This is a genomic window from Gordonibacter massiliensis (ex Traore et al. 2017) (genome assembly GCF_019731765.1).
GTDB lineage: Bacteria > Actinomycetota > Coriobacteriia > Coriobacteriales > Eggerthellaceae > Gordonibacter > Gordonibacter massiliensis.
In genome coordinates this window covers 249,111-268,813 of record NZ_JAASIO010000001.1, presented here as the reverse complement: position 1 = coordinate 268,813, position 19,703 = coordinate 249,111, and the positions used below count along the sequence as shown (strand labels likewise).

16 protein-coding genes and 1 tRNA gene are annotated in these 19,703 nt (G+C 62.5%); 13 read left to right on the top strand and 4 right to left on the bottom strand.

What is annotated here, in order from left to right; genetic code table 11:
* Positions 1 to 3: 3 nt before the first annotated feature.
* The 8 genes from HCH03_RS01050 to HCH03_RS01015 all read left to right on the top strand — a co-directional run bounded on the left by HCH03_RS01050 (position 4) and on the right by HCH03_RS01015 (position 8,401).
* Positions 4 to 1,374, top strand: coding sequence for a hypothetical protein (locus HCH03_RS01050; RefSeq protein WP_221688005.1), 1,371 nt, complete (start codon positions 4 to 6; stop codon positions 1,372 to 1,374).
* A 63-nt stretch (positions 1,375 to 1,437) separates the two neighbouring features.
* Complete coding sequence (locus HCH03_RS01045; RefSeq protein ID WP_246599433.1) at positions 1,438 to 4,731, top strand: aminopeptidase; 3,294 nt, start codon at positions 1,438 to 1,440, stop codon at positions 4,729 to 4,731.
* Positions 4,732 to 4,878: 147 nt separating this feature from the next.
* Entirely contained in the window at positions 4,879 to 5,031 is a 153-nt protein-coding gene (locus tag HCH03_RS01040; RefSeq protein WP_166521699.1) for a DUF5679 domain-containing protein, read from the top strand.
* Between the two features lie 462 nt (positions 5,032 to 5,493).
* Entirely contained in the window at positions 5,494 to 6,039 is a 546-nt protein-coding gene (locus tag HCH03_RS01035) for a MarR family winged helix-turn-helix transcriptional regulator (protein WP_221688004.1), read from the top strand.
* A 131-nt stretch (positions 6,040 to 6,170) separates the two neighbouring features.
* A tRNA-Gly gene (locus HCH03_RS01030) sits at positions 6,171 to 6,245 on the top strand.
* 60 nt (positions 6,246 to 6,305) lie between these two features.
* Positions 6,306 to 7,001 (top strand): HAD family hydrolase, encoded by a 696-nt coding sequence (locus HCH03_RS01025; protein WP_221688003.1) that lies wholly within the window; start codon positions 6,306 to 6,308, stop codon positions 6,999 to 7,001.
* Positions 7,002 to 7,007: 6 nt separating this feature from the next.
* The gene (locus tag HCH03_RS01020) at positions 7,008 to 7,883 is read left to right on the top strand and encodes a ParB/RepB/Spo0J family partition protein (RefSeq protein WP_221688002.1); all 876 of its coding nucleotides are present in this window, start codon (positions 7,008 to 7,010) and stop codon (positions 7,881 to 7,883) included.
* Between the two features lie 26 nt (positions 7,884 to 7,909).
* Positions 7,910 to 8,401: a VanZ family protein gene (locus tag HCH03_RS01015; RefSeq protein WP_221688001.1), complete on the top strand. Its 492-nt coding sequence runs from the start codon at positions 7,910 to 7,912 to the stop codon at positions 8,399 to 8,401.
* Here the strand turns inward: HCH03_RS01015 and HCH03_RS01010 are convergent.
* Positions 8,375 to 8,692 (bottom strand): helix-turn-helix domain-containing protein, encoded by a 318-nt coding sequence (locus HCH03_RS01010; protein WP_221898845.1) that lies wholly within the window; start codon positions 8,690 to 8,692, stop codon positions 8,375 to 8,377. The two genes, HCH03_RS01015 and HCH03_RS01010, sit on opposite strands and share 27 nt — an antisense overlap.
* Before the next feature lie 350 nt (positions 8,693 to 9,042).
* Between HCH03_RS01010 and HCH03_RS01005 the strand changes: the two genes are divergently transcribed.
* Complete coding sequence (locus tag HCH03_RS01005) at positions 9,043 to 10,572, top strand: LCP family protein (protein WP_246599432.1); 1,530 nt, start codon at positions 9,043 to 9,045, stop codon at positions 10,570 to 10,572.
* Positions 10,573 to 10,773: 201 nt separating this feature from the next.
* Here HCH03_RS01005 and HCH03_RS01000 read toward each other — a convergent pair whose 3' ends face one another.
* On the bottom strand, positions 10,774 to 12,522 hold the full coding sequence (locus HCH03_RS01000; protein WP_221688000.1) for a DUF6020 family protein: 1,749 nt from the start codon (positions 12,520 to 12,522) through the stop codon (positions 10,774 to 10,776).
* A gap of 351 nt (positions 12,523 to 12,873) precedes the next feature.
* On the opposite strand from HCH03_RS01000, the gene HCH03_RS00995 reads away from it, so the two are divergent.
* Positions 12,874 to 14,724 carry a GGDEF domain-containing protein gene (locus HCH03_RS00995; RefSeq protein WP_221687999.1) on the top strand — a complete coding sequence of 617 codons (1,851 nt, stop codon included), beginning with the start codon at positions 12,874 to 12,876 and terminating at the stop codon, positions 14,722 to 14,724.
* 84 nt (positions 14,725 to 14,808) lie between these two features.
* Here the strand turns inward: HCH03_RS00995 and galE are convergent, their stop codons facing one another.
* Complete coding sequence (galE, locus tag HCH03_RS00990; RefSeq protein ID WP_221687998.1) at positions 14,809 to 15,939, bottom strand: UDP-glucose 4-epimerase GalE; 1,131 nt, start codon at positions 15,937 to 15,939, stop codon at positions 14,809 to 14,811.
* A gap of 888 nt (positions 15,940 to 16,827) precedes the next feature.
* On the opposite strand from galE, the gene HCH03_RS00985 reads away from it, so the two are divergent.
* The gene (locus HCH03_RS00985) at positions 16,828 to 18,240 is read left to right on the top strand and encodes a phosphoglucosamine mutase (protein ID WP_221687997.1); all 1,413 of its coding nucleotides are present in this window, start codon (positions 16,828 to 16,830) and stop codon (positions 18,238 to 18,240) included.
* Positions 18,241 to 18,353: 113 nt separating this feature from the next.
* Here the strand turns inward: HCH03_RS00985 and HCH03_RS00980 are convergent, their stop codons facing one another.
* A complete protein-coding gene (locus tag HCH03_RS00980) occupies positions 18,354 to 18,836 on the bottom strand; it encodes a hypothetical protein (RefSeq protein ID WP_368042399.1) in 483 nt (160 codons plus the stop codon).
* A gap of 114 nt (positions 18,837 to 18,950) precedes the next feature.
* Here HCH03_RS00980 and HCH03_RS00975 point away from each other — a divergent pair, with 114 nt between their 5' ends.
* Positions 18,951 to 19,205: a dynein gamma chain protein gene (locus tag HCH03_RS00975; protein ID WP_080144132.1), complete on the top strand. Its 255-nt coding sequence runs from the start codon at positions 18,951 to 18,953 to the stop codon at positions 19,203 to 19,205.
* A gap of 9 nt (positions 19,206 to 19,214) precedes the next feature.
* The gene (nikR, locus tag HCH03_RS00970; RefSeq protein ID WP_080144131.1) at positions 19,215 to 19,637 is read left to right on the top strand and encodes a nickel-responsive transcriptional regulator NikR; all 423 of its coding nucleotides are present in this window, start codon (positions 19,215 to 19,217) and stop codon (positions 19,635 to 19,637) included.
* The last annotated feature ends 66 nt before the right edge of the window (positions 19,638 to 19,703 follow it).

Below are 19,703 nucleotides of genomic sequence, written 5' to 3'. Positions count from 1 at the left end.
TGCATGGGTAAGCAAAACGACAAACTCGGTCGCGCCGCGCATATCAAACGGCATACGGTGGGCACGTCCAACGAGATATCGCTCAGCGTGCTCGACGCGGCCAAAAACGAGCTCGACGGAGACAGCGGCAAGGACACCGCCGTCCGTCCTTCCCGGTTCGGCCACATATCCCTGTTCACCTTGCCGCTGCGCAGGAAGAAGAGCATCGCGACCCCTACGAAAGAGCGGGGTCTGCTGCTGTCCAACGGAGAGTTCGCTTCGGCTGAGGACGCTCCCGCGCCCGCGCCGGTGGGGAAGGTCGACGTAGGGTCGCCCCAATCGAGCGCGGCGACGGTGCCGCCGTCGTCGCGTGGCGACGGGTCGCCGTCTCTGCCGGCTTCCGCCCTCGGCCGGGCGTCTTCCTCGAAAAAGGCGCTGTCCTCCGAGGACGAGATCGCCCGCCGTAAGGCTCGCCGCCGTCGGCATCGCGTGCTGGCGGCCGTATTGGTGGTGCTCGTCGGCCTTTCTCTGGCCGGAGCGGGAGGATGGTACCTGTACCAGGATCATCAACGGCACATGAGCCAGGTGTCGCAGCTCGACGGCGCCCTCGACCTTATCAGGGGGGCCGACGAAACGGTGGTGGCGCTCGACGGCTTGGTGTCGAAGCCGTTGGATCCCGCCTCCATCGCCGCCGCCGACGGTGTGCTCGGCGATCTGCCCTCCGCATTCGAGCAGCTGGAAGAAGCCGACGCCATCGCACGGCGCCTGTCGATCGAACTGCGCGAATCGGAAGAGAAGGAGGCCGCGAACCAAACGGTGGCGGCGGTGGCAGCCCGCACCGCGCTGCTCGACAGCGGCCGGCAGATCGTCGAACAGGCGAAGCAGGCAGACATCGCAGCCCGCGCCGCGCGCGAGACGTGGCAAGGGGTTATCAAGGCCGATGCGCTCGCTCGCGATGCGGCCGCCCTCGTCGTGGACACCACCGACGAGCATGTGACGGCTTCGAAGGAGAAAACCGAAGCAGCTATCGAGGCGTTCACGGCAGCCCAGAACGGTTTGGAGGAACTTGCTTACGAGAATCCCGACGCCGACGTGGCGGCGCTGATCGACTACGTTGCCAAGCGTTTGGAGGCCATGGGCTACGCCCTGGCTTCCGACGACGCGTTCCTGGCGAAGAACAAAGAGGAGGCCGTCGCCCAAAACGACGCCTACAACCGCGCCGACGCCGAAGCCGCAACCATTGCCGCAACCCTCCCGACCGACCCCGCGCAGCCGGTTCTCGATGCATACGACCAGGCTACCGCCCCGATTTTCGAGACGTATTCAACGGCTCGTTCACAAGCTGGATCAGCGGATGCGTTTCTTCGTGATTATTTGGGAACGACTAGCAAATAGCGTATACTGACGGAATATATGCCTAGTAGGATGTCACAAGATCGTGAGCGAAAGGCAAAGGGTATGCCGGAAATACTAGACCACGTTGCATATTTATCGCAACAAATCGGGCCACGTCCGGCCGGGACGGAAGAAGAGCAGCAGGCCGCGCTCTACATCACCGAGCAGATGCAGAAAGAAGCCGGCTTGTCGGCGGTTATCGAGGACTTTACCGGTGCGGGCAGCGCCGACGCGCCGCGCGCCATTTGCTGCGGGGTCACTTTGATCGTGGCCGTGTTGGCGCTGTTCCTGTCGGTTATGGTCATTCCGGCCCTCGTCGTGTCCCTGATCGCTTTGCTGTTGTTGGCCGCCGAGGTGTTCGACCGTCCCATCCTCTCCAAAGCGTTTGCTCGCGGCGTCAGCCAGAACATCGTGGCGAAGTACGAGCCCGGTTACACCGCCGAAACAGGCGGCTCGCGTCGCCGGAAGATCGTTCTCGTGGCACGCTACGACAGCGGGAAGGTGCGCTCGGAGCTGAAATCGCCCTTCGTGTCTGCGCTTCCCGTGCTGCGTTGGATCAACCTGGGGGCCATGGTTCTCGTTCCCATCCTGCTCGTTTTGCGGTTGACGCTGTTCCTCCATGCCGAGGGTGTAACCGATATCGTTCTCAACGTGATCATGGTCATCGCCCTCCTGCTCGTGGCGTTGCCGGTATTGGCGGCTCTTTTCCATAAGCTCGCCGCGTACAACGAGGCTGCCAACTGCAACGCGTCGGGCGTTGCGGTATTGCTCGACGTGGCTCGCCGCGTGGGTCGCGGCCGCGTGAGCGACGCCGCCCTTGCGGAGCGTGGCGACGGGGCCGTCGTCCATGGCGAGGAGGCCGCCCGCGCGGCGGGCCTTGTGCCCGAAGGCGCCGAGATAGTCTATGCCGCATCCAACGTCAAGCCTCCCGAGCCGGCTCCGCAGAGCGAGGCGGCGCGCCTCGCGGCCGCGAAAGCGGCCGTGGCGGCGCTCACCGGAAAACCGGTGAGCGGGCGCTCTCCGTCCGACCTTGCCGAGAACCTGGTGCAGGTGAAGGAGCCTCCTTTGGCGGTGCCGACCGACGCCGATTTCCAGACGCAGCGCGACGAAACGCGCGAAGCGTTCACCGTCATCCCTCCCGAGACGGTGCAGGCTGCCCTCGCGAACGCCGAAGCCGCTGCCAAAAACGCCGTGGACACGGCCGCTGCCGCAGCGGGCGCTCCGACGTCTTTTGCTCCTGCGGCTCCTGCGCCCGCCCCGTCCGACGGCGTTCCGGACTGGTTCAAAAAGGCTCAGGAAAAAGCCAAGAAGCCTGTCGACAACAAGCAGGTGCACCGGTCGCGCTACGCGGATGCGTTGGACGCCGCGCTCGCCGAAACCGAAAGCGCACCCGAAGAGCAGACTGACGCGCCTTTGTCCGAAATGGAAGCTCGTCTGCAGTCCGTGAGGGACGGCATCATGGAGGTCAAGGCTCCGCAGGCGCCCCGTGACAGCGCCGTTGCGAACGAGCCCCAGGCCGAGGCTCCGATGCCCACCGAGACGTCATCCGACGCGGCTCCTTCGCCTCAACCTGCGACGATGCCCGAAATCCGCTTCGAGGCGCCCGGTGAAGCACCTTCCGATGCCGGCGCGACCTGCGCCATGCCTCCGATCGACGTGAGCGAACTGCGCCTTGGTGACGTTCCGCCGATGGGCGACGTGCCTATGCCCTCGTTCCTCGATCCCGCCAAAGCGCAGGCCGAGAAGCTCGAGGAGCGTGGAGAGGTGAATCGAACCTCGAACCGCGTAGACGTGACGGCGGCCGTCATCGGCGACAGCGGTCGCATCGAGCAACTTCCCGCGCAAGAAGGGGAGCAGCCCCTCCCTGCGAGCCAAGCTCCCGCAGCGGGGAGGGAAGGCGCCCCCGCACCGCACCGCCGTCCCATCGTGCTTCCCGACATCGGCGTGTCCGCGGCCAACCTGGCCCCCATCACCGAGTTGCCGAAGCAGCGCGCGCCGCTCGCCGAAGCGGAGACGTCCGGCAAGAGCGCGGCCAAGAGCCTGCTCACCATGCTGCCGTCCATCGATCCCGCGCAGCCTTCCTCTGCAGGCGCTCCGACCGAGGACGTTTCCGCTCCTGCCGCCCCGGTGCCGCAGCGCGCCGACCTGCGCGCCGCGCTTCCTTCGTTGTCGGGTGCTATCGCCCGTCAGGACGACGGCGCCGTCAGCGCGGCGGGCGCGTTCGTTCCCGCCGGCGCCACAGGCGCTTTCGCTCCCGTGGGCGACGAGCTGCTCGAAAACGTGGACCCCGACGACATCTACGTCGACGACGCCGACGACTCCGCGTACGAGGGCGAGTACACCGAAACCGGCGCCTTCGCCGGCACCGGTTATGTGGACATGCCCAAATCGCGAGCGCATCGCTTCTTCGACAAGCTGCGTTTCCGCAAGCGCAAGGAGGAGGAAGAAGAGCCCACGCCTCAGGAGTGGCTCGAGGTCGACGAGTCCTTCGATGCCCGCACCGCAGGTGCGGCGCGCGGCGGTTGGGAGAGCTTCCGCGAGGACCAGGGCGACCAAGAGGACTACTACGAAGAGCCGATCGACGGGGGCGATATCCTCGAAGAGGATGAGAACGACGCGTATCTGGCGCCGTTCGCCGCCGCGAGTCCCGAGGATACGTTCGCAGGGGTCGCCTCCGCTTCGTCGGTCGATTTCGTCGAAGACGACTTCTCGCTCGACGATGTGGAAGAGTACGACGATGACGCGTTCCGCTCCGACGAGGGTCACCGCTGGAACGGCGGCGGCTTCTCGCGGCTGCGCATGGGCCGCGCGAGCGATCCGATGCCCGAAGATCCGCTCGAAAACGATATCCCGGCGTATAGCCAAGACGACGGCACGCCGCCCGAGCTCAAGGACATCTATCAGTTCCGCAACCCCGACATCAACACCGAGGTGTGGTTCGTCGCGCTCGGCTCGGAACTTGCCCAGCACGGAGGCATGCGCGCTTTCCTGGCCGAGCACAACCAAGACCTGCGGGGTTCCATCATCATCGATATCGATGCGCTCGGAGCCGGCGATCTCAGCATGATCGACCGCGAGGGCATGTACCGCAAGTCGAAGGCCTCGTCGCGCATGAAGCGCTACACGAAGAAGGCGTCGCAAGCCACCGGCCTGTCCATCGACACCGCTTCCATTTTGTGGGACGACAGCGCGGCTTCGATAGCCATCAAGCAAGGGTTCCAGGCCATGCACCTTGCGGGCATGGACGGAGCGAAGCCGGCTTTCTTCGCACAGGGTGACGACGTTCTCGAGAACATAGATGAAGAAACTTTGAATAACAACGCTGAATTCGTTATGGAGTTGTTAAAGAATATCTAATAGCGCGCCGGCATCACCGGCGCGCGCCTTGTGCGGTGCCGTATAATGTCGGCCGTATGTTTCTCGTAAGATTCTCCACGAATCTCGCGTGATCTAACGCGGGCTTGCTGCCCGTTTCAACAAAGACAAGAAAGGTGTTTGGAAGCCATGGCTATCGAAGCGTATTGCGTCAAGTGCAAGGCCAAGAAGATTATGCAGGATCCCGTCGAGAGCACGACGAAGAACGGCAAGCCCATCACGAAGGGCAAGTGCCCCGACTGCGGCACCACCATCTGCCGCATCGGCGCTGCCAAGAAGTAGCTTCGGCGCCTCCAAACGCAGACGAAAGAACCGCGACCCCGGCTTGTCCGGGGTCGTTTTGCGTCTGGTTCGCGAAACGAGCGGTAAACGACCCCATCAGCGTGGCTGGGAGCCGTGAATGCTCATATTCTCAAAGCGCTGCTGCACCCACGAGCCATCGGGGAGGGGCTAGAGCCTCCATGCTGTTCACGACATCGTCGATGGGCGCTGTGCCCACAAACGCCCCTTCGAGAGCGTCGCAGGACTCATATGCACAAGATCTGACATAGCATCCCTTTCTAATAGACTGAATTCGGACTATATGAGCCTAACAAAGTAAAAGCCAGAAGTCCATAGAAATAAACCGAAATCAGTCAATTCTTTGTAGTTCGAACGACCTTGATGCAACGAACCCTGCGAACGGGGATAATGGCAGCAGCAATTGGCCGGGCTTTCCTCCCGGCCTTGAAAGGAAGGAGAGCCATGTCGACGAAAGGCAACGCCGGAGGAGAGAATGCGGAGGCCTTCCGCGACGATTTCCTCACCAGCGTCCAATCGATGTACAGCGAGGGCCTGCCCGACAGCTACTTCCTGCCGACTTTGAGATTGAACCAGGTGCTTCTGAAGAGCCTTGCGCATTACGAGCGGTTCGCGAAACGGCACGGGCTCAACTTCAACTCGCTGCTCGTGCTGATGGTTATCCGCTATGCGAAGGAACCGTGCGGCCAGCGCCTTATCAGCGAGGCGCTGTGGCTTCCCAAGCAAACGGTGGGATCGATCCTTTCGAACCTGAAGAAAAAAGGGTATGTTGGAGAATCCGGTTCGCCTGCGGACGGACGGGCGAAAGTGGTCTCTCTAACCGAGGATGGCCTGCGTTTTTGCGACGGTGTTTTCTCAGAACTCCATAACTTAGAGAACGCTGCTCTGAAAGAGCTCGAGGTGGAGGACATCGAAGCCGCCGCACGCTACGTCGACGCCTACGTCGACGCGTTCGAGCGGGGCCTAGAGACTTCGGACGCGTCGGACTGAAGCGCGGCTCGCCCCGAGGGCCGCACCAACGCGATCTTGACCGGTTCGGAACCTGCGCCTCGGTCCATAGATGGATTATTCGCTGATCTTCTTCAAAGATGGGGGAATGTAAGGTTATAATTCGTGATAGTGCGGGTGTCGCCAAGTGGTAAGGCCCAAGCTTCCCAAGCTTGTATTCGCGGGTTCGAGTCCCGTCACCCGCTCCATAACAAACCACGATCCAAGCTGCGGCTTGGATTTTTCGTATCATGAGCCGAGGTAACGCCATGGAAATCGCAAACGCTCCTTCCACGCGCACCGATGCCGGCGCCTCGTCGCGCATCGACGCCTTCGTGTTCGACCTCGACGGCACGCTGCTCAACACGCTGCCCGACCTGGTGGCTCTCACCAACGCGGTGCTGCGCGAATGCGGCTTCCCCGAGCGGACCACCGCTGAGATACTCAGCTTCGTGGGCAACGGCGTTAAGGCCCTCATGTACCAAGCCGTTCCCGCAGACGCGGACGAAGAAGCCGTCGAGGGCGCTATGGACCGCTGGAAGGAGCTCTATCCCCAGTACGGCCACAAGCTGACGAAAGCCTATCCCGGCATCCCCGAGACCGTGGCCGAGCTCAAGCGCCGCGGCGCGAAGCTGGCGGTGCTGTCGAACAAGTTCGATGCGGGCGTGCAGGACGTCATCGGAGCCTATCTGCCCGGGTTGTTCTCCGTCGCGCACGGGGAGCGCGCCGACATACCGCGCAAACCCGACCCCGCCGGACTGCTGCGCACGATAGCGGAGCTCGGATCCGTTCCCGAGCGCACCGCCTACGTGGGAGACTCGACGGGCGACGTGGCGGTAGCGCGCAACGCCGGCACGCTTGCCGTGGCGGCGACGTGGGGGTACCACGACGTCGAGCGTTTGCGGGCGGCGGCGCCCGATCTTTTGATAGACGCTCCGGGCGACCTCGTCGGCTTGATGGAGTAGGCGGCCATGGGCCGAAACGCTTCCACGCGCTCGTCGTACACGACGTTGTCGCTGCCTCTCGACGTGATCGAGCCGCATCCGGACAACGACTACTCCATGGACGAAGACGAACTTGCCGAGCTCGTCGCCTCCATAGCGTCCGACGGCTTGGGCCAGCTTCCCCTCGTTCGGCAGTTGGGCGACGGATCGTACCAGATGATAGCCGGGCACCGCCGCCTCGAGGCGTACCGGCGCCTGGCCGAGCGCGACCCGCTGGCCTACGGCGAGCTGCCGGTGACGCTGGTGGAGGGCTTGAACGACAGCCAGGCCACCGTGCTGCTGAACGTGACGAACCTCGTCGCCCGTCGCCTGTCGCAAGAGGAACGGGGCGCGCGCTACGCCGCCATCGGCCGAGAGGTGCCGGCTTTGCGCGCCGCCGACCCGTCGCTCAAGGGCGTGCGCACGAACGACATCATCGCCCGCATCGTCACGGAAGAGACCGGCCAAGCGGTGAGCGCGGCCACGGTCAAACGGGCCATAGCCGCCGAGCGGCGTATGCGCGAAGCGCGCGAGCAGGCCGAGAAGCTCACCGGCGAACTCGACGAGAACTGGCGCACGGAAGCTTCCACAGGGCTTATCGACCCGCTCACGCTCAAGGAGATATCCGAACTTCCCGCCCCACGCCAGTCCGACCTGTTCGTCCAATACCAACGCGACGAACTCACCCCCGCGCAGCTCAAGGCGCGCATCCGCGAGCTGCGCCCCAAGACGCAGGACGATGCTCGCCGCGCCCTGCAGACGGCCGTCAAATGCGTCGAGGATGTACAGGTTATGGCCCGGGACAACGTGCCGATACCCCAAGGCCTCGTGCACAAGCTGCGCAGCCTTATCGATCAGCTGTGAAGAACCGCCAAGAAGGGAATGCTGCCATGTCAAGGAAACCGACGGCTTTCGTTGTTGCGAGCTGGGCGCTCGTCGTGCTGTGGGCCTGCTTCATATTCTTCATGTCGTCGAACACCGACACCGGCCTCGACCACGATCTGGGGCCGCTTTCGTACCTGTTCCAAGAGCTGAAATCCCTGCAAGCCCACGTGCTGGGTCCCGATGCGGACGTGGTATCCTCCTTCGCCCATTTCTGCGAGTACACGCTGTTCGGAGCGCTTTTGGCGAATGCGTTGCGCTGCCATATGCCGTTGCGTCGCGCCTGTCTCGTGGGTATCGCGTGCGCCAGTTTGTATGGCGCGAGCGACGAGTTCCACCAGCTGTTCGTGCCGGGACGTATGTGCGATCCGATTGATTGGCTCGTTGACACCGCAGGCGGCAGCCTCGGCAGCGGGCTGGCCTACCTTTTGCTCAGGCGGCGCGCGAAAACCGCTTCGCCGGAGGAAGGGCGATCAGCCGAGACGCGCATGGCGCGGTGAAACGTCGTTTCTAGCAGGGTTGTCGCTGCGGTCGGTCAGCAGCTCTTGCGGCGTGGTGTCCAATGCGGCGGCGAGCCGGAGGATGACGGAAAGGCGCGGATCGGCGGTGCCGTTCTCGATGCGGTTGAGGAAGGGCCGGCCCACGTTCACCATGAGGGCGAACTTCTGCTTGGTGATCTTGGCTTGCTTGCGCAAACGCGTGACGTTGCGGCCCAACACGCTGGAAACTTCGCTTCCCTCGCCTGGATTCGCGTGCAAAACGTCCGTCGTCTGTCCGACTTTGTTCACCATGGGCAAAAGCCTAGCCGCTCTTGAGGCTTATGATGTAACCGCAAGAATACGTTTTGGCGAATTCCCGAGAAATGCTTGGCTGTGAATGGTTTGTCCCTACGCCATGCCCTTTTTATGGCGAATCGCCCATCGGTGTTAGAATATACGGGTATGTTGTGCGGTTTGCGCATACCACCTCGGACGATGGAGCGAACGTCGCCCGGGTGGGACCGCGGCGGCGCGGATCGGCGCTCGTTTGACGCGAGCTTCGCCTGCGCGGCCGACGCCATCGGGAAAATCGGCGGCGGCGCGCCCGCCGGCCCCGCGTCGCGCAGGAGCGCCGCGGGGCCGTGGCTGTTGAGGAGAAGTACATGGCGTCACGAAACTCTCGCACCAACCGACCGGTCGCGCGCTCGTCGCGCGCCCCTCAGTCCGCGCGCGCCGTTCGCTCGGCGAAAGCGGCCCAGTCGGGGCGCATCGCCTCGCGGGGGACGGCCGAGCAGTTCTCCCGGGGCGGGCAGCAGGCGAGCCCTTCGGCGTATCGGTCGGCCTACACGCCCGGCAGCCAGGGACGCAGCGCCAACACCGCGTACTCGCGGCAAACGGCGGCAAGCCAGTACTCCCGCAACAACCCCCAGTACTCCCGCAACGCGGGCAGGCGCATGGGGCGCGGCAAGAAAATCGCCATCGGCGTGCTCGCCGCCGTTCTCGTAGCCGTCGTCGGCTGCGGCACGGCGTTCGCCCTGTACGTCAACTCCATCAACAGCGAGCTTTCCGGTAACAAGACGTCGGAGGAGATGCAGGCCATCCAAGACGTTCTCGCTCCGAAGAAAAGCTTCGACGAACCGTTTTACATGCTGCTCGTGGGCTCTGATGAGCGAGCGGGCAGCGACGAGGACGGCGCGCGTTCCGATACGAACATCGTCGTGTACGTTGACCCCACGAGGAACCAGGTTTCCCTTCTTTCCATTCCTCGCGATACCATGATCGAGATCGACGATGTAGGGCGTGCGAAGTTCAACGCCGCCTTCAATTACGGAGGGGTATCGGCTACCATCAGGGAAGCTAGTCAGTTGCTCAATGTGGACATTTCGCATTATGCTGAGGTGAACTTCGACAACTTGATCGATTTGGTCGATGCCGTGGGCGGCGTCGACGTTGAGGTGACGGAGCGCATAGATGACCCCGATGCGGATAACAGCTCATGGGATCCAAACGCCGAGCCTGTCATTCTCGAAGAGGGGATGCATCATCTAAACGGTAGAGAAGCATTGGTGTTCGCTCGAAGCCGTGCTTACGCTGACGGTGACTTCACACGTACCTCCAACCAGCGTGCGCTGATCATGGCCATAGTGAACAAAGTGCTCGAACTGCCCGTCACCGAACTTCCCGGCATTATCCAAAGCGCTGCGAAGTGCGTGTCCACAGACCTTTCCGTTACCGATATCGTCGCCTTGGCCCAGCAGTTCAAAGACAAAGGAGGCCTGACGGTGTATTCGGCCATGGTGCCGACCGTCTTTATGGATCAATTGGTTGACGGTCAATCGTACGTTCTAAACGATCCCACCGCTACGAAGCAGATGATAAAGACGATCGAGGAAGGCGGTGATCCGAGCGGTATCGTGGGTGTTACCGGCTCGGGACCGGGCGGCTACTCTAATGGAACAGGCTCAACGGGATCTTCGAGTTCGCACTTGGGCTCGACTGGCTCGGGGAACACTGGTTATTATAGCGAGGCGTACAGCGAGGACTACGAACCCAACTATGAACCGAATTACGGTTCGCAAACGCAAGGCGGCGGATCCGATTACGATTCAGGGTACGATTACTCTGAAGGCTACGAGGATTACGGCGGCAACGACTACCCCTCGAGCAACGACGGAGCGGGTTACGCCGCATAGGCGGCCTATTCGACATCGCGACGCATAGCGTCGACCTGCCAAAGCGCACCGTGTCGTTCAACGCAGTTCTTTCCGCTCATGCGGAAGCGAAGCCTGCCGCTTTTCAGGTCTATCGTCCCGGTTTAGGTCTATTTTCCACACAAGCCGCAAGGGAGGTTCCTCGAAGCCGACGATACCTCTTGCATGTCGCATAGTCCCTCTTCAGTTCGTAGCCGAAGGTGGATAGGGTTCGATGCGCGCATACAAGACTCCGATGAGCAAGGGGGCCGAAAGCACCAAGGGCAGCGCATAACGCGCCATCGCCCAAGGTGAAAGGGCGAGCAGGGCGACCGAGAGGAAGGTGGGCACAAGAGTGGGCGTCCAGCGTCTCCGGGATACGCAGATTCCGACTACGCAGAATAGAGGTACCCAGGAGGCCCAGAATCCAAGCCCCAGCGGCCATCCCAGCACGGGGATGCTCCCCACGGTCGAAAGCGCTGTTCTCAGCGTCGTTCGGGCTTCGTCGAATGCGGGGTTCTCGTTCACATCGAGGTGCGCCATTGCCTGCGCAAGCTGGGGGGATGGGGAATCGAAGCCTTCAAGGTAATAGTCGATCGTGGTCGGTGCGCTGTTGTCGTAATAGGTGAATTCAGCCGAAGGACAGCAAAAGGGCATGGGTACCAGGCCGATGGACACGAGGTAGATTTCGGGATGTTTCATTCCCATGTGGACCCACGCGGCGAAGTAGCGCAGTTTGTCCTCGCCGGTCGCTTCCGTTCGCTGGAGCGTCTTGACGGGGTCCTGAGTGACGGGATCGTACGTGCTGCTCAAGGCATCGTATTCCAGAACCGCATTTATCGCAGAGCGCTCGTCGTCGGTTATCTCCTGGGGATAACGGTTCGCGTACGCGGCGGTCGATTGATAGAGCGGCCCCAAAGCCTCGCTGCTCGAACCGCTGACGACGTCTGCGGCGGGGTAGACGAACATCGGCAAAACGAAGGCTGAAATCAAAAGGGGGGTGAAGAAGGGGATGGCGAATCGAATCAGGTTTCGTCGGTAGACGAGGGCTTCGATGGCCACCGTTATCAGCACCAAGTATATTCCCGGATTTTTCGTGCAGGCGAGCGCCACGCCTAGAAAGGCATACGTGGCAGTGAACCCGACGCGATGCAAAACGGTGCTTCGGGTTCTCACCACCTCGATGGTGGCTATGAGGAACAAAAGGTATATCCAGCTGAACATGACGTCGTTGAAGCAGTTCACGGCATAGAGGGGGATGAAAGGGAACGCCGCGCAAAACACCAGGGCGCCGCATCGCACGCGCCACGAAACGCCCAGCTTCGCAAGGTAGCAACAGGCAGCGGCCAAGGAAGCTGCCATGCAGACGCACTGCAGAAGCACGTAGAGGAACAATCCGATCGTTTGACTGCCGAACGCGTTGCCCGCCAGCAAAAAGCCGCCCAATATCCACGTATGTACAAGAGGCTTGTGGGCGCTGAACGCCCCTCCGCCGTCCAGGGGCGTGATCATGGGAAGGGCACCCGATCCGAAGCATTGCATGATAGACCAAAGGGGGTCAAACGTGAGAACGCCTGGCGCGTACAACACGAGATAGGGAATCCAACAGACGAGCACGAGCAGTGCGGTTCTCGCAACGCATCGCACCGACCACGAGCCTGTGAAGAAAGCGATGCCCTTTCGAGCGGCTGCGTGTTTCCGTTCGTTCTCGTCGGTCGAAGCCGAGTCTGGGTTCTCGATGCGAAGCTCCGAGCGGTATTTCAGGCGGGAGAACACGGTGAGGAGTGCAAAGAAGCAGGCGATCGCGCAGAATAGGGCAAACGGAAGCCCGGCAACAAGCGCCTTCGCCAACGATTCGTCAAGGGCGAAAGTTCCCGACTGGTATGCCGACCAGCCAATTGTCCCAAGCACACCGGTTCCGGCGAAGAAAATCGAGAGCAATGCTACAAGCATGGTCGACGGCTTTCCGAGCAGCCGAATTTTGGAGCGTGCAGTCAGTGGACGTGGGGAAGTCAAAGCTGGCATCGTCTTTTCTCTTATCGGGAGCGATTTCATTATAATGCAAGGTTCTTCGGCTGCGGCTTCGCGCCTCTCCTAAAACCTTGCGCTCGAACCGACCGCACTCCTGCCTGCCGCCGCCTACTCGGTGGCAGGCGAAACGGCGCGTAACGAAACAGCCTCGTCTTCCTTCAGGCTTGTTTTTTCTATCTGTTCGAGGCATACTGACGATTCCGCGATGCAGTCGACGGCCGGGAACCCTTGCGTTCTCAGGTTGGCTATCAATAGCGAGGAAACAATCCGTAGATGGGAAAACTTGGCGACAATGTGTTAGGCAGGCGGCATGTTCTGCGCCGCCTGTTCGACTCTCCGCGGTCGGTCATCCTTTTCGCTGCGCCGATCCTTGTTGTGGGGCTTATCATCTACGGTGTGTTCTCTGCGTACTCCGCGTCTCTGAACAGCGAGTTCTACAAGATGTCGAGTGAGGGGATGAACGATTTCACCACGGCGCAGAAGGTCGAAGTGGAATCGTCGATGAGCGAGATCCGCAACACGATATCGACTATCAGAACGTTGGCGGAGTCGTCCGACGTCGATCCCGAAGGTGAGGCGTTCTCGAAGTTTCTGGATACCTGGAACGAGCGCGGGTCATATCGGGTGACGTACTCCTCGATCGCGTCGCTCGAAGAGGGGGTTGACGAATCCTCCGAGCACGCGAGAGATAGGGAAACGCTCAGGATGCTCGAGGCCGGTCAGGACGTGGTATCGGAGGTTCGCAAGTCGAACCGGTTGGACGGGTATTTCTACAGCATCGCCGAACCGGTGACGAAAGACGGCGAAGTCGTGGGCGTATTGCGCAGCGTGGTCGATGCGCACACCCTCATCGAGACCAACCAGATCAAATCGCAGGTGATACTGCTGGGATCCGTGCTCATGAAGGGCGACGGCACCATCATCATCGACTCGGGAGAGTCGGAGGCCTACGACGGCCTTAACCTGTACGACGTTCTGCGCGACAACGGGTTCTCTGACCCCACCGTGGAAGAGATGCGTGCAAACGTGGAAAACGAGCACGATGTCGCCACGGTGTCCATCGGGCAGCGTGACGACAAGATGCTGTTCTTCACGTCCGTGCGGCTCAACGTGAACGATTGGACCATCGTCAACTTCACCGAAGAGAACACGATCGCCGAGCACTCCCAGGTCATTTTGCAAGACACCGTGCTCGCCGGAGCGGCGCTCATCGTTGTCAGCACCATCTCCTGCATCGTGGTGGCGCTCGTCATCGGCCGTTTTCGGCGTCGCGCGCTGCGGGAGGCCGAGCGCTACGCGGTGCTCGCGGAGTTTTCCGACACGGTGCTGTTCGAGTACTCCTACGCCGACGACGTTTTGGAGCTAACTCCCAACGCCCGCAACGTGTTTGCGCTCGACAGCCTGCGACGGGAGCGCTATCTGGAACGGGATCTGAAACTCGTCGACTTCCACGAAGACGATCTTGCCGAGATCGACCAGGTGTTGAAGCATCCGTCGCCGCCGGGCGAGACGCGTGAGTCCACCGTCCGCGTGCGCGTGCTCACCGGCGAGTACCGCTGGTTCTCGATCACCTTCCGGTATTTGTACGAAGGTTCCGAACCGTACGCCGTCGTGGGGAAAATGGTCGACGTCACCCAGCAGCGCGCTTTGGAAGAGCAGCTTACCATGCGCTCCCAGATGGATGGGTTGACGAAAGCGCTCAACAAGGTCACCGCGGAGGAGCGGATCGCCGAGGCGCTCCTCCAGCATGATCGCGGGCTGTTGTTCGTGATCGACGTGGACCGCTTCAAGCAGATCAACGACAGCTGCGGGCACAGCATGGGAGACCAGGCCCTGGTTGCCATCGCGGAAGCGTTGTTCGACGTGTTCCGTCGCGACGATCCTGTGGGGCGCGTAGGCGGCGACGAGTTCGTCGCGTTCGCGGCGGGCGCCGAGGACGCGGATGCCATCGCGGCGAAGCGCACGGCGCTTCGCGACCGCCTGGCCATCGTTTCGCGCGATATGGGCGTACCGGTCACCCTCAGCGTGGGAGTGGCGCGCTATCCCGGCGATGGAACGACGTATCAAGAGCTGTTCGACGCCGCCGACCGCGCCATGTACCAGGAAAAGCGGACGCACCGTTAACCCGGGGCCCCGCAAAAGGCAAGGCCCCCGGCTCGTGTGCCGAGGGCCTTGCAATCGCGGCGAAGCGCTTCGCGTTTCCGCGCGTTAGGCCGTGGCGTAGCCGTTCGGGTTCTGCGACTGCCAACGCCAACCGTCGGCGCACATGCGCTCGAGGTCGTACTCGGCCGTCCATCCCAGCTCCTCGCGGGCTTTGTCGCAAGCGGCGTAATTCACCGCGACGTCGCCCGCGCGGCGCGGCTTCACTTCGTAGGGCAGCGTTTTGCCGCACGCGCGCTCGAAGGCATGGATGACGTCGAGCACGCTCGAGCCGGTGCCCGTGCCCAGGTTGAAGATATCCACGCCGCGGCGCGTGCCATCGTCGGCCGGCTCTCCGGCGAGGGTGCCGAGCGTGTCGGCCTTGCCGGTTCCCACTTTGCCGCCCATCCAGTCGAGCGCCGCCACATGCCCGCGCGCCAAATCGACCACATGGATGTAGTCGCGCACGCCCGTGCCGTCGTGGGTGGGGTAGTCGTCGCCGAACACGCCCACGCGCTCCAGCTTGCCCACGGCCACCTGCGCCACGTAGGGCAGCAGGTTGTTCGGGATGCCCTTCGGGTCCTCGCCGATCAGGCCGCTCTCATGCGCGCCGATGGGGTTGAAGTAGCGCAGCAGCACGACGTTCCACTCGTTGTCGCCCACGTACAGGTCGGTGAGCACCTGCTCGAGCATGCTCTTCGTCTGGCCGTACGGGTTGGTGGCCTCGTGCTTCGGGCAATCCTCGGTTATGGGGATGAACTCGGGCTCGCCATACACAGTGGCGCTCGACGAGAACACGATGTTCTTCACGCCGTGGTCACGCGCCACGTCGCACAGCACGAGCGTGCCGGCGAAGTTGTTCCAGTAGTACTCAAGCGGCTTCTGCACGCTTTCGCCCACGGCCTTGAAACCAGCGAAGTGGATGATGGCGTCGACGTCGTGCTCTTCGAAAACCTGCGCGAGCGCCGCGCGGTCGAGCACGTTCGCCTCGTAGAAGGCGAGCCGGTCGTCGTCCACGCCGGTGATGCGCCGCACGCGGTCGAGCGCGACTTCGCTCGAATTGCTCAGATCGTCCACCACGACCACGCGGTATCCCTGGTTCAGCAGCTCGACGCACGTGTGGCTGCCGATGAAGCCGGCGCCCCCGGTGACGAGTACGCAGGTGTCGGCATGATCCTTCGCAAGGCTCTTGTTCGCCATGGCAATTCTCGCTTTCGTTTCCGGCGCCGCTGCGCCGCGTGTGAGCTTGTCCGTCGCGGATATTGTAACGGCAACGAAGCGGGTGAGGAACGTCCTCGTCGAAAGCAACACAGTAGCTAACGAGGCGTAACGCTTGCGCAACACACATGAACTATTATTTATCCGAACATAAAGATATTCTTGACAAAGTATAATTAGTCCGATAAGATATGCCGCGAGCAAGAGAAAAACTCCTCCACTCTTTCTCTCTTCACTCGTCCAGATCGAGGCCGCGCTCCCCCCTGCGGCCTCGATCTGCGTTCAGCCTTCGTTTCACGTGAAACATTCCGGCGCCGCGTCGGGGGAATCACATCCTTAGAGCCATCGCTTCTGAGCTGTCCTTCAAGGAAGTGCTCGAAGTCTCGGCATGATATTTTCGGAACCAAAAAGGAGCTGCGCTTCGAAAATCGGCATCCAAAAAAGACAGCCGAAAAAACAGCAATGAGTTTCTCAACCACCAAAAAATGGACGGCGACTTCCCAACCTCGAGCATCGCAAAAACGATGACGATTCCCCGAGCACCACAAAAACGGACGATGGTTCTTCGATCGACAAAAGTCAGCGATGCTGTTCCGATCGCCAAATAACGACGATGATTTTTTGATCACTGAAAAATTGAGTTCGGTTTTTCTGATCCTTCGGACTCTTCGGACTCTTCCGGTCCTTCGGATTTTTTCGGGTCCTTCGCTTCGCCTTGGGTTTTCCCGATGTTTTTGCGAGGTCGATGATGATCCTGCATCGACTTGGCTAGATTCGGCCGCGCGCCGAAGCCATTGACTATAATACGAGAACATGGCGAGCGAGGTTTTCTACTCGCCCCCGAAGCTTCCCATGTGGAAAGGACAACCAGTGGCAGACATACACTTCGGCACCGATGGATGGCGCGCCATCATCGGCGAAGATTTCACGAACGACAACTTGGTGCGCGTCGTCGACGCGGCGGCCCGCATCTTCAAGGAGGACGCCGTTGCGGCCGGCCGTGCGGCCGACGCCCCCGGCACCCTCATCGTGGGGCACGACTGCCGCCAAGACGCGCACGCCTACGCGCGCCTCGCAGCCGAGGTCGCGGCGGCCCACGGCTTCCGCGCGCTGCTCACGCAGGACTACTGCCCCACGCCCACGCTGTGCTGGTCGGTGGCGCAGGACGCCGACGCGGTGGGCGGCATCATGCTCACCAGCAGCCACAACCCGGCCGAGTACCTGGGCGTGAAGCTGCGCATGGCCGACGGCGGCGCGGCAGGCAAGGAGTTCACCGACCGCGTGGAGGCCATGCTGCCCGAAACCGCCACCGACGCGCGCGGGACCTGCGAGGAAACCGACCTCATGACCGCCTATCTCGACACCCTCAAACAGGGCGTCGACGCCGACGCCATCCGCAAGGCGGGGCTGCGCGTGGTGGTGGACCCGCTGTACGGCGCGGGCCGCAAGCACCTCGCCGGTTTGCTGCGCGACCTGGGCGTGGAGGTGTGCGAGATCAACAACGCCGAGGACCCCACGTTCGACGGCCTGCACCCCGAGCCCATTCCGCCCTGGGTCGACCGCTGCATCGCCAAGGTGCCCGAGCTGGGCTTCGACGCCGGGTTCATCAACGACGGCGACGCCGACCGCATCGGCGCGGTGGACGAGCGCGGCAACTTCGTGAACCCGCACCGCATCATCACGCTGCTCGTTTCCCACCTGGCCGAGGACAAAGGCCAACACGGCCGCGTGGTGTCCACCATCACGGCATCTGCCATGCTCGCGCGCCAGTGCAAGCGCCTGGGGCTGGAGCTCACCAGCACGCCGGTGGGCTTCAAGTGGATCTACGCCGAGATGGAGAAGGGCGACGTCATGCTGGGCGGCGAGGAGTCGGGCGGCATCGGCATCCCCAGCCATGTGATGGAGCGCGACGGCCTGCTCATGGCGCTGCTCCTGGCCGAGACCATGGCGCAGCGCGGCATGAGCCTGGGCCAGCTGGTGGACGACATGTTCGAGAAGGTGGGCAAGCTGGAGTTCGAGCGCCGCGGTCTCAAGATCACCGAGGAGCAGATGGCGAACTTCCGTGCCAGCGTCGTGCCCGGCTACGCGCCCGACGAGGTGTGCGGCAAGAAGGTCGTGGACGTCGACCGCCGCGACGGCGTGAAGTTCTACCTGGAGGGCGACGCATGGGTGATGATGCGCCCCTCCGGCACCGAGCCGCTCGTGCGCGTGTACGCCGAGGCCGAGACGGTGGATGAGGTGCGCGACCTGCTGGACGCTGCCGAACGCGTGGTGACCGCGTAAGCGCACCGTGGAAATGCGGGTCGAGCGAAGCGGCTCGACCCGCTCAAGGCAAGGGTGTCGGCCAACCTGCAGCAGTCGCTAAGCCCCCGGCGGCGCTCGACGCAAACCTGCCTCTAGCGTTCGCCGAACCTCGGCAGCTTCTTCAGCAGGGCCCAGGCGGTCTGCTTGCTCTGCGGATCGTCCAGCATGCCTTCGAACGAGGCGAACGCAACGGCGTCGCGGCCGAACAGGCGGCAGGGCGCGTCGACGGGAACGTCTTGCCGGTACGCGCCGCCGAGCGCCCGGGCCGCCTCGGCGTCGGCCGCGACAACGACCAGCGGGTCAAGCCCTTCCATCAGCAAGAACAGCGCCTGGCTGTCGAGCGCAGCATCGTCTTCCGCATGCACGGGGCGCAACGTGGCGTACATGCAGCAGGAGCGTCCGTATCCCAGCGCCGCCGCCGAGCTTTCAAGGGCTCCTCGCGCCTGGTCGCCGAGCGTCCGCGCCGCAACGACGCACACCACGCCGGAGGGCGCGCCTTCCAGATAGGGCGCGAACAGCTCCCGCGTCTCTTCGAGCGTCGCCTCGTACATGTTACCTTTTGCGGAATTTTTCACACTGTCCCTTGCAGTCGCCGGGCGTTCCACGTATAACGATCATGATAGCAAGAACAAACGGAAACGGCGACGCACGTATGGGCGGTCGCCGCAAAACGATACAGGAGGCATGTTATGTGCACCAACGGAGTGAACACCGGGCAATTCGAGCAGATGATCGAGCAGATAGACGACCACCTGAAGCTGGAGCGCCGCTGGGCGCACACGCTGGGACATATGGCGGGCGACGCCGGCTTCGCCACCGTGTCCGAGAAGATGCACGCCGCCCAGGCGATGCTCGACGACGTGCGCGCGCTGCTCGACGAGGCGAAAGACGCGCTCGAGGATGACGCCGAGGCAGCTGGCGGCGTCACCGTCAACCTGGTCTAAGGCGCGCTCATGAGCAACGACCTCATGCGATTTTCGGTGGCGATGCCCGAGGACCTGCTCGTGCGGTTCGACCGGCTCGTCGCGCGTCGCGGCCTGGCGAAGAATCGCAGCGAAGTCGTGCGCGATCTGGTGCGCGATGCGCTTGTGGAAGAGGAATGCGCGACGCCCGGCACGGAGGTCATGGGCACGCTCACCATCGTGTTCAGCCACCACGCCAGCGACTTGCAGGAGAAGCTGCACGCCATCCAGCACGAATACCTCGACTCCATCGTGTCGTCCATGCACGTGCACCTCGACGAGCACAACTGCCTCGAAGTCATCGTGTTGCGCGGCGAGACGGGCCTCGTGCAGGATATCGCGAACCTCATCCTGGGCACGAAGGGCGTGAAGAACGGCCGCTTGGTGGTCACCACCACCGGGCAGCATATATAGTGTGTTGTCATCCTGAGCGAAGGCCGTAGGCCGAAGTCGAAGGATCCCGTGCGGCGTTAGCCATGA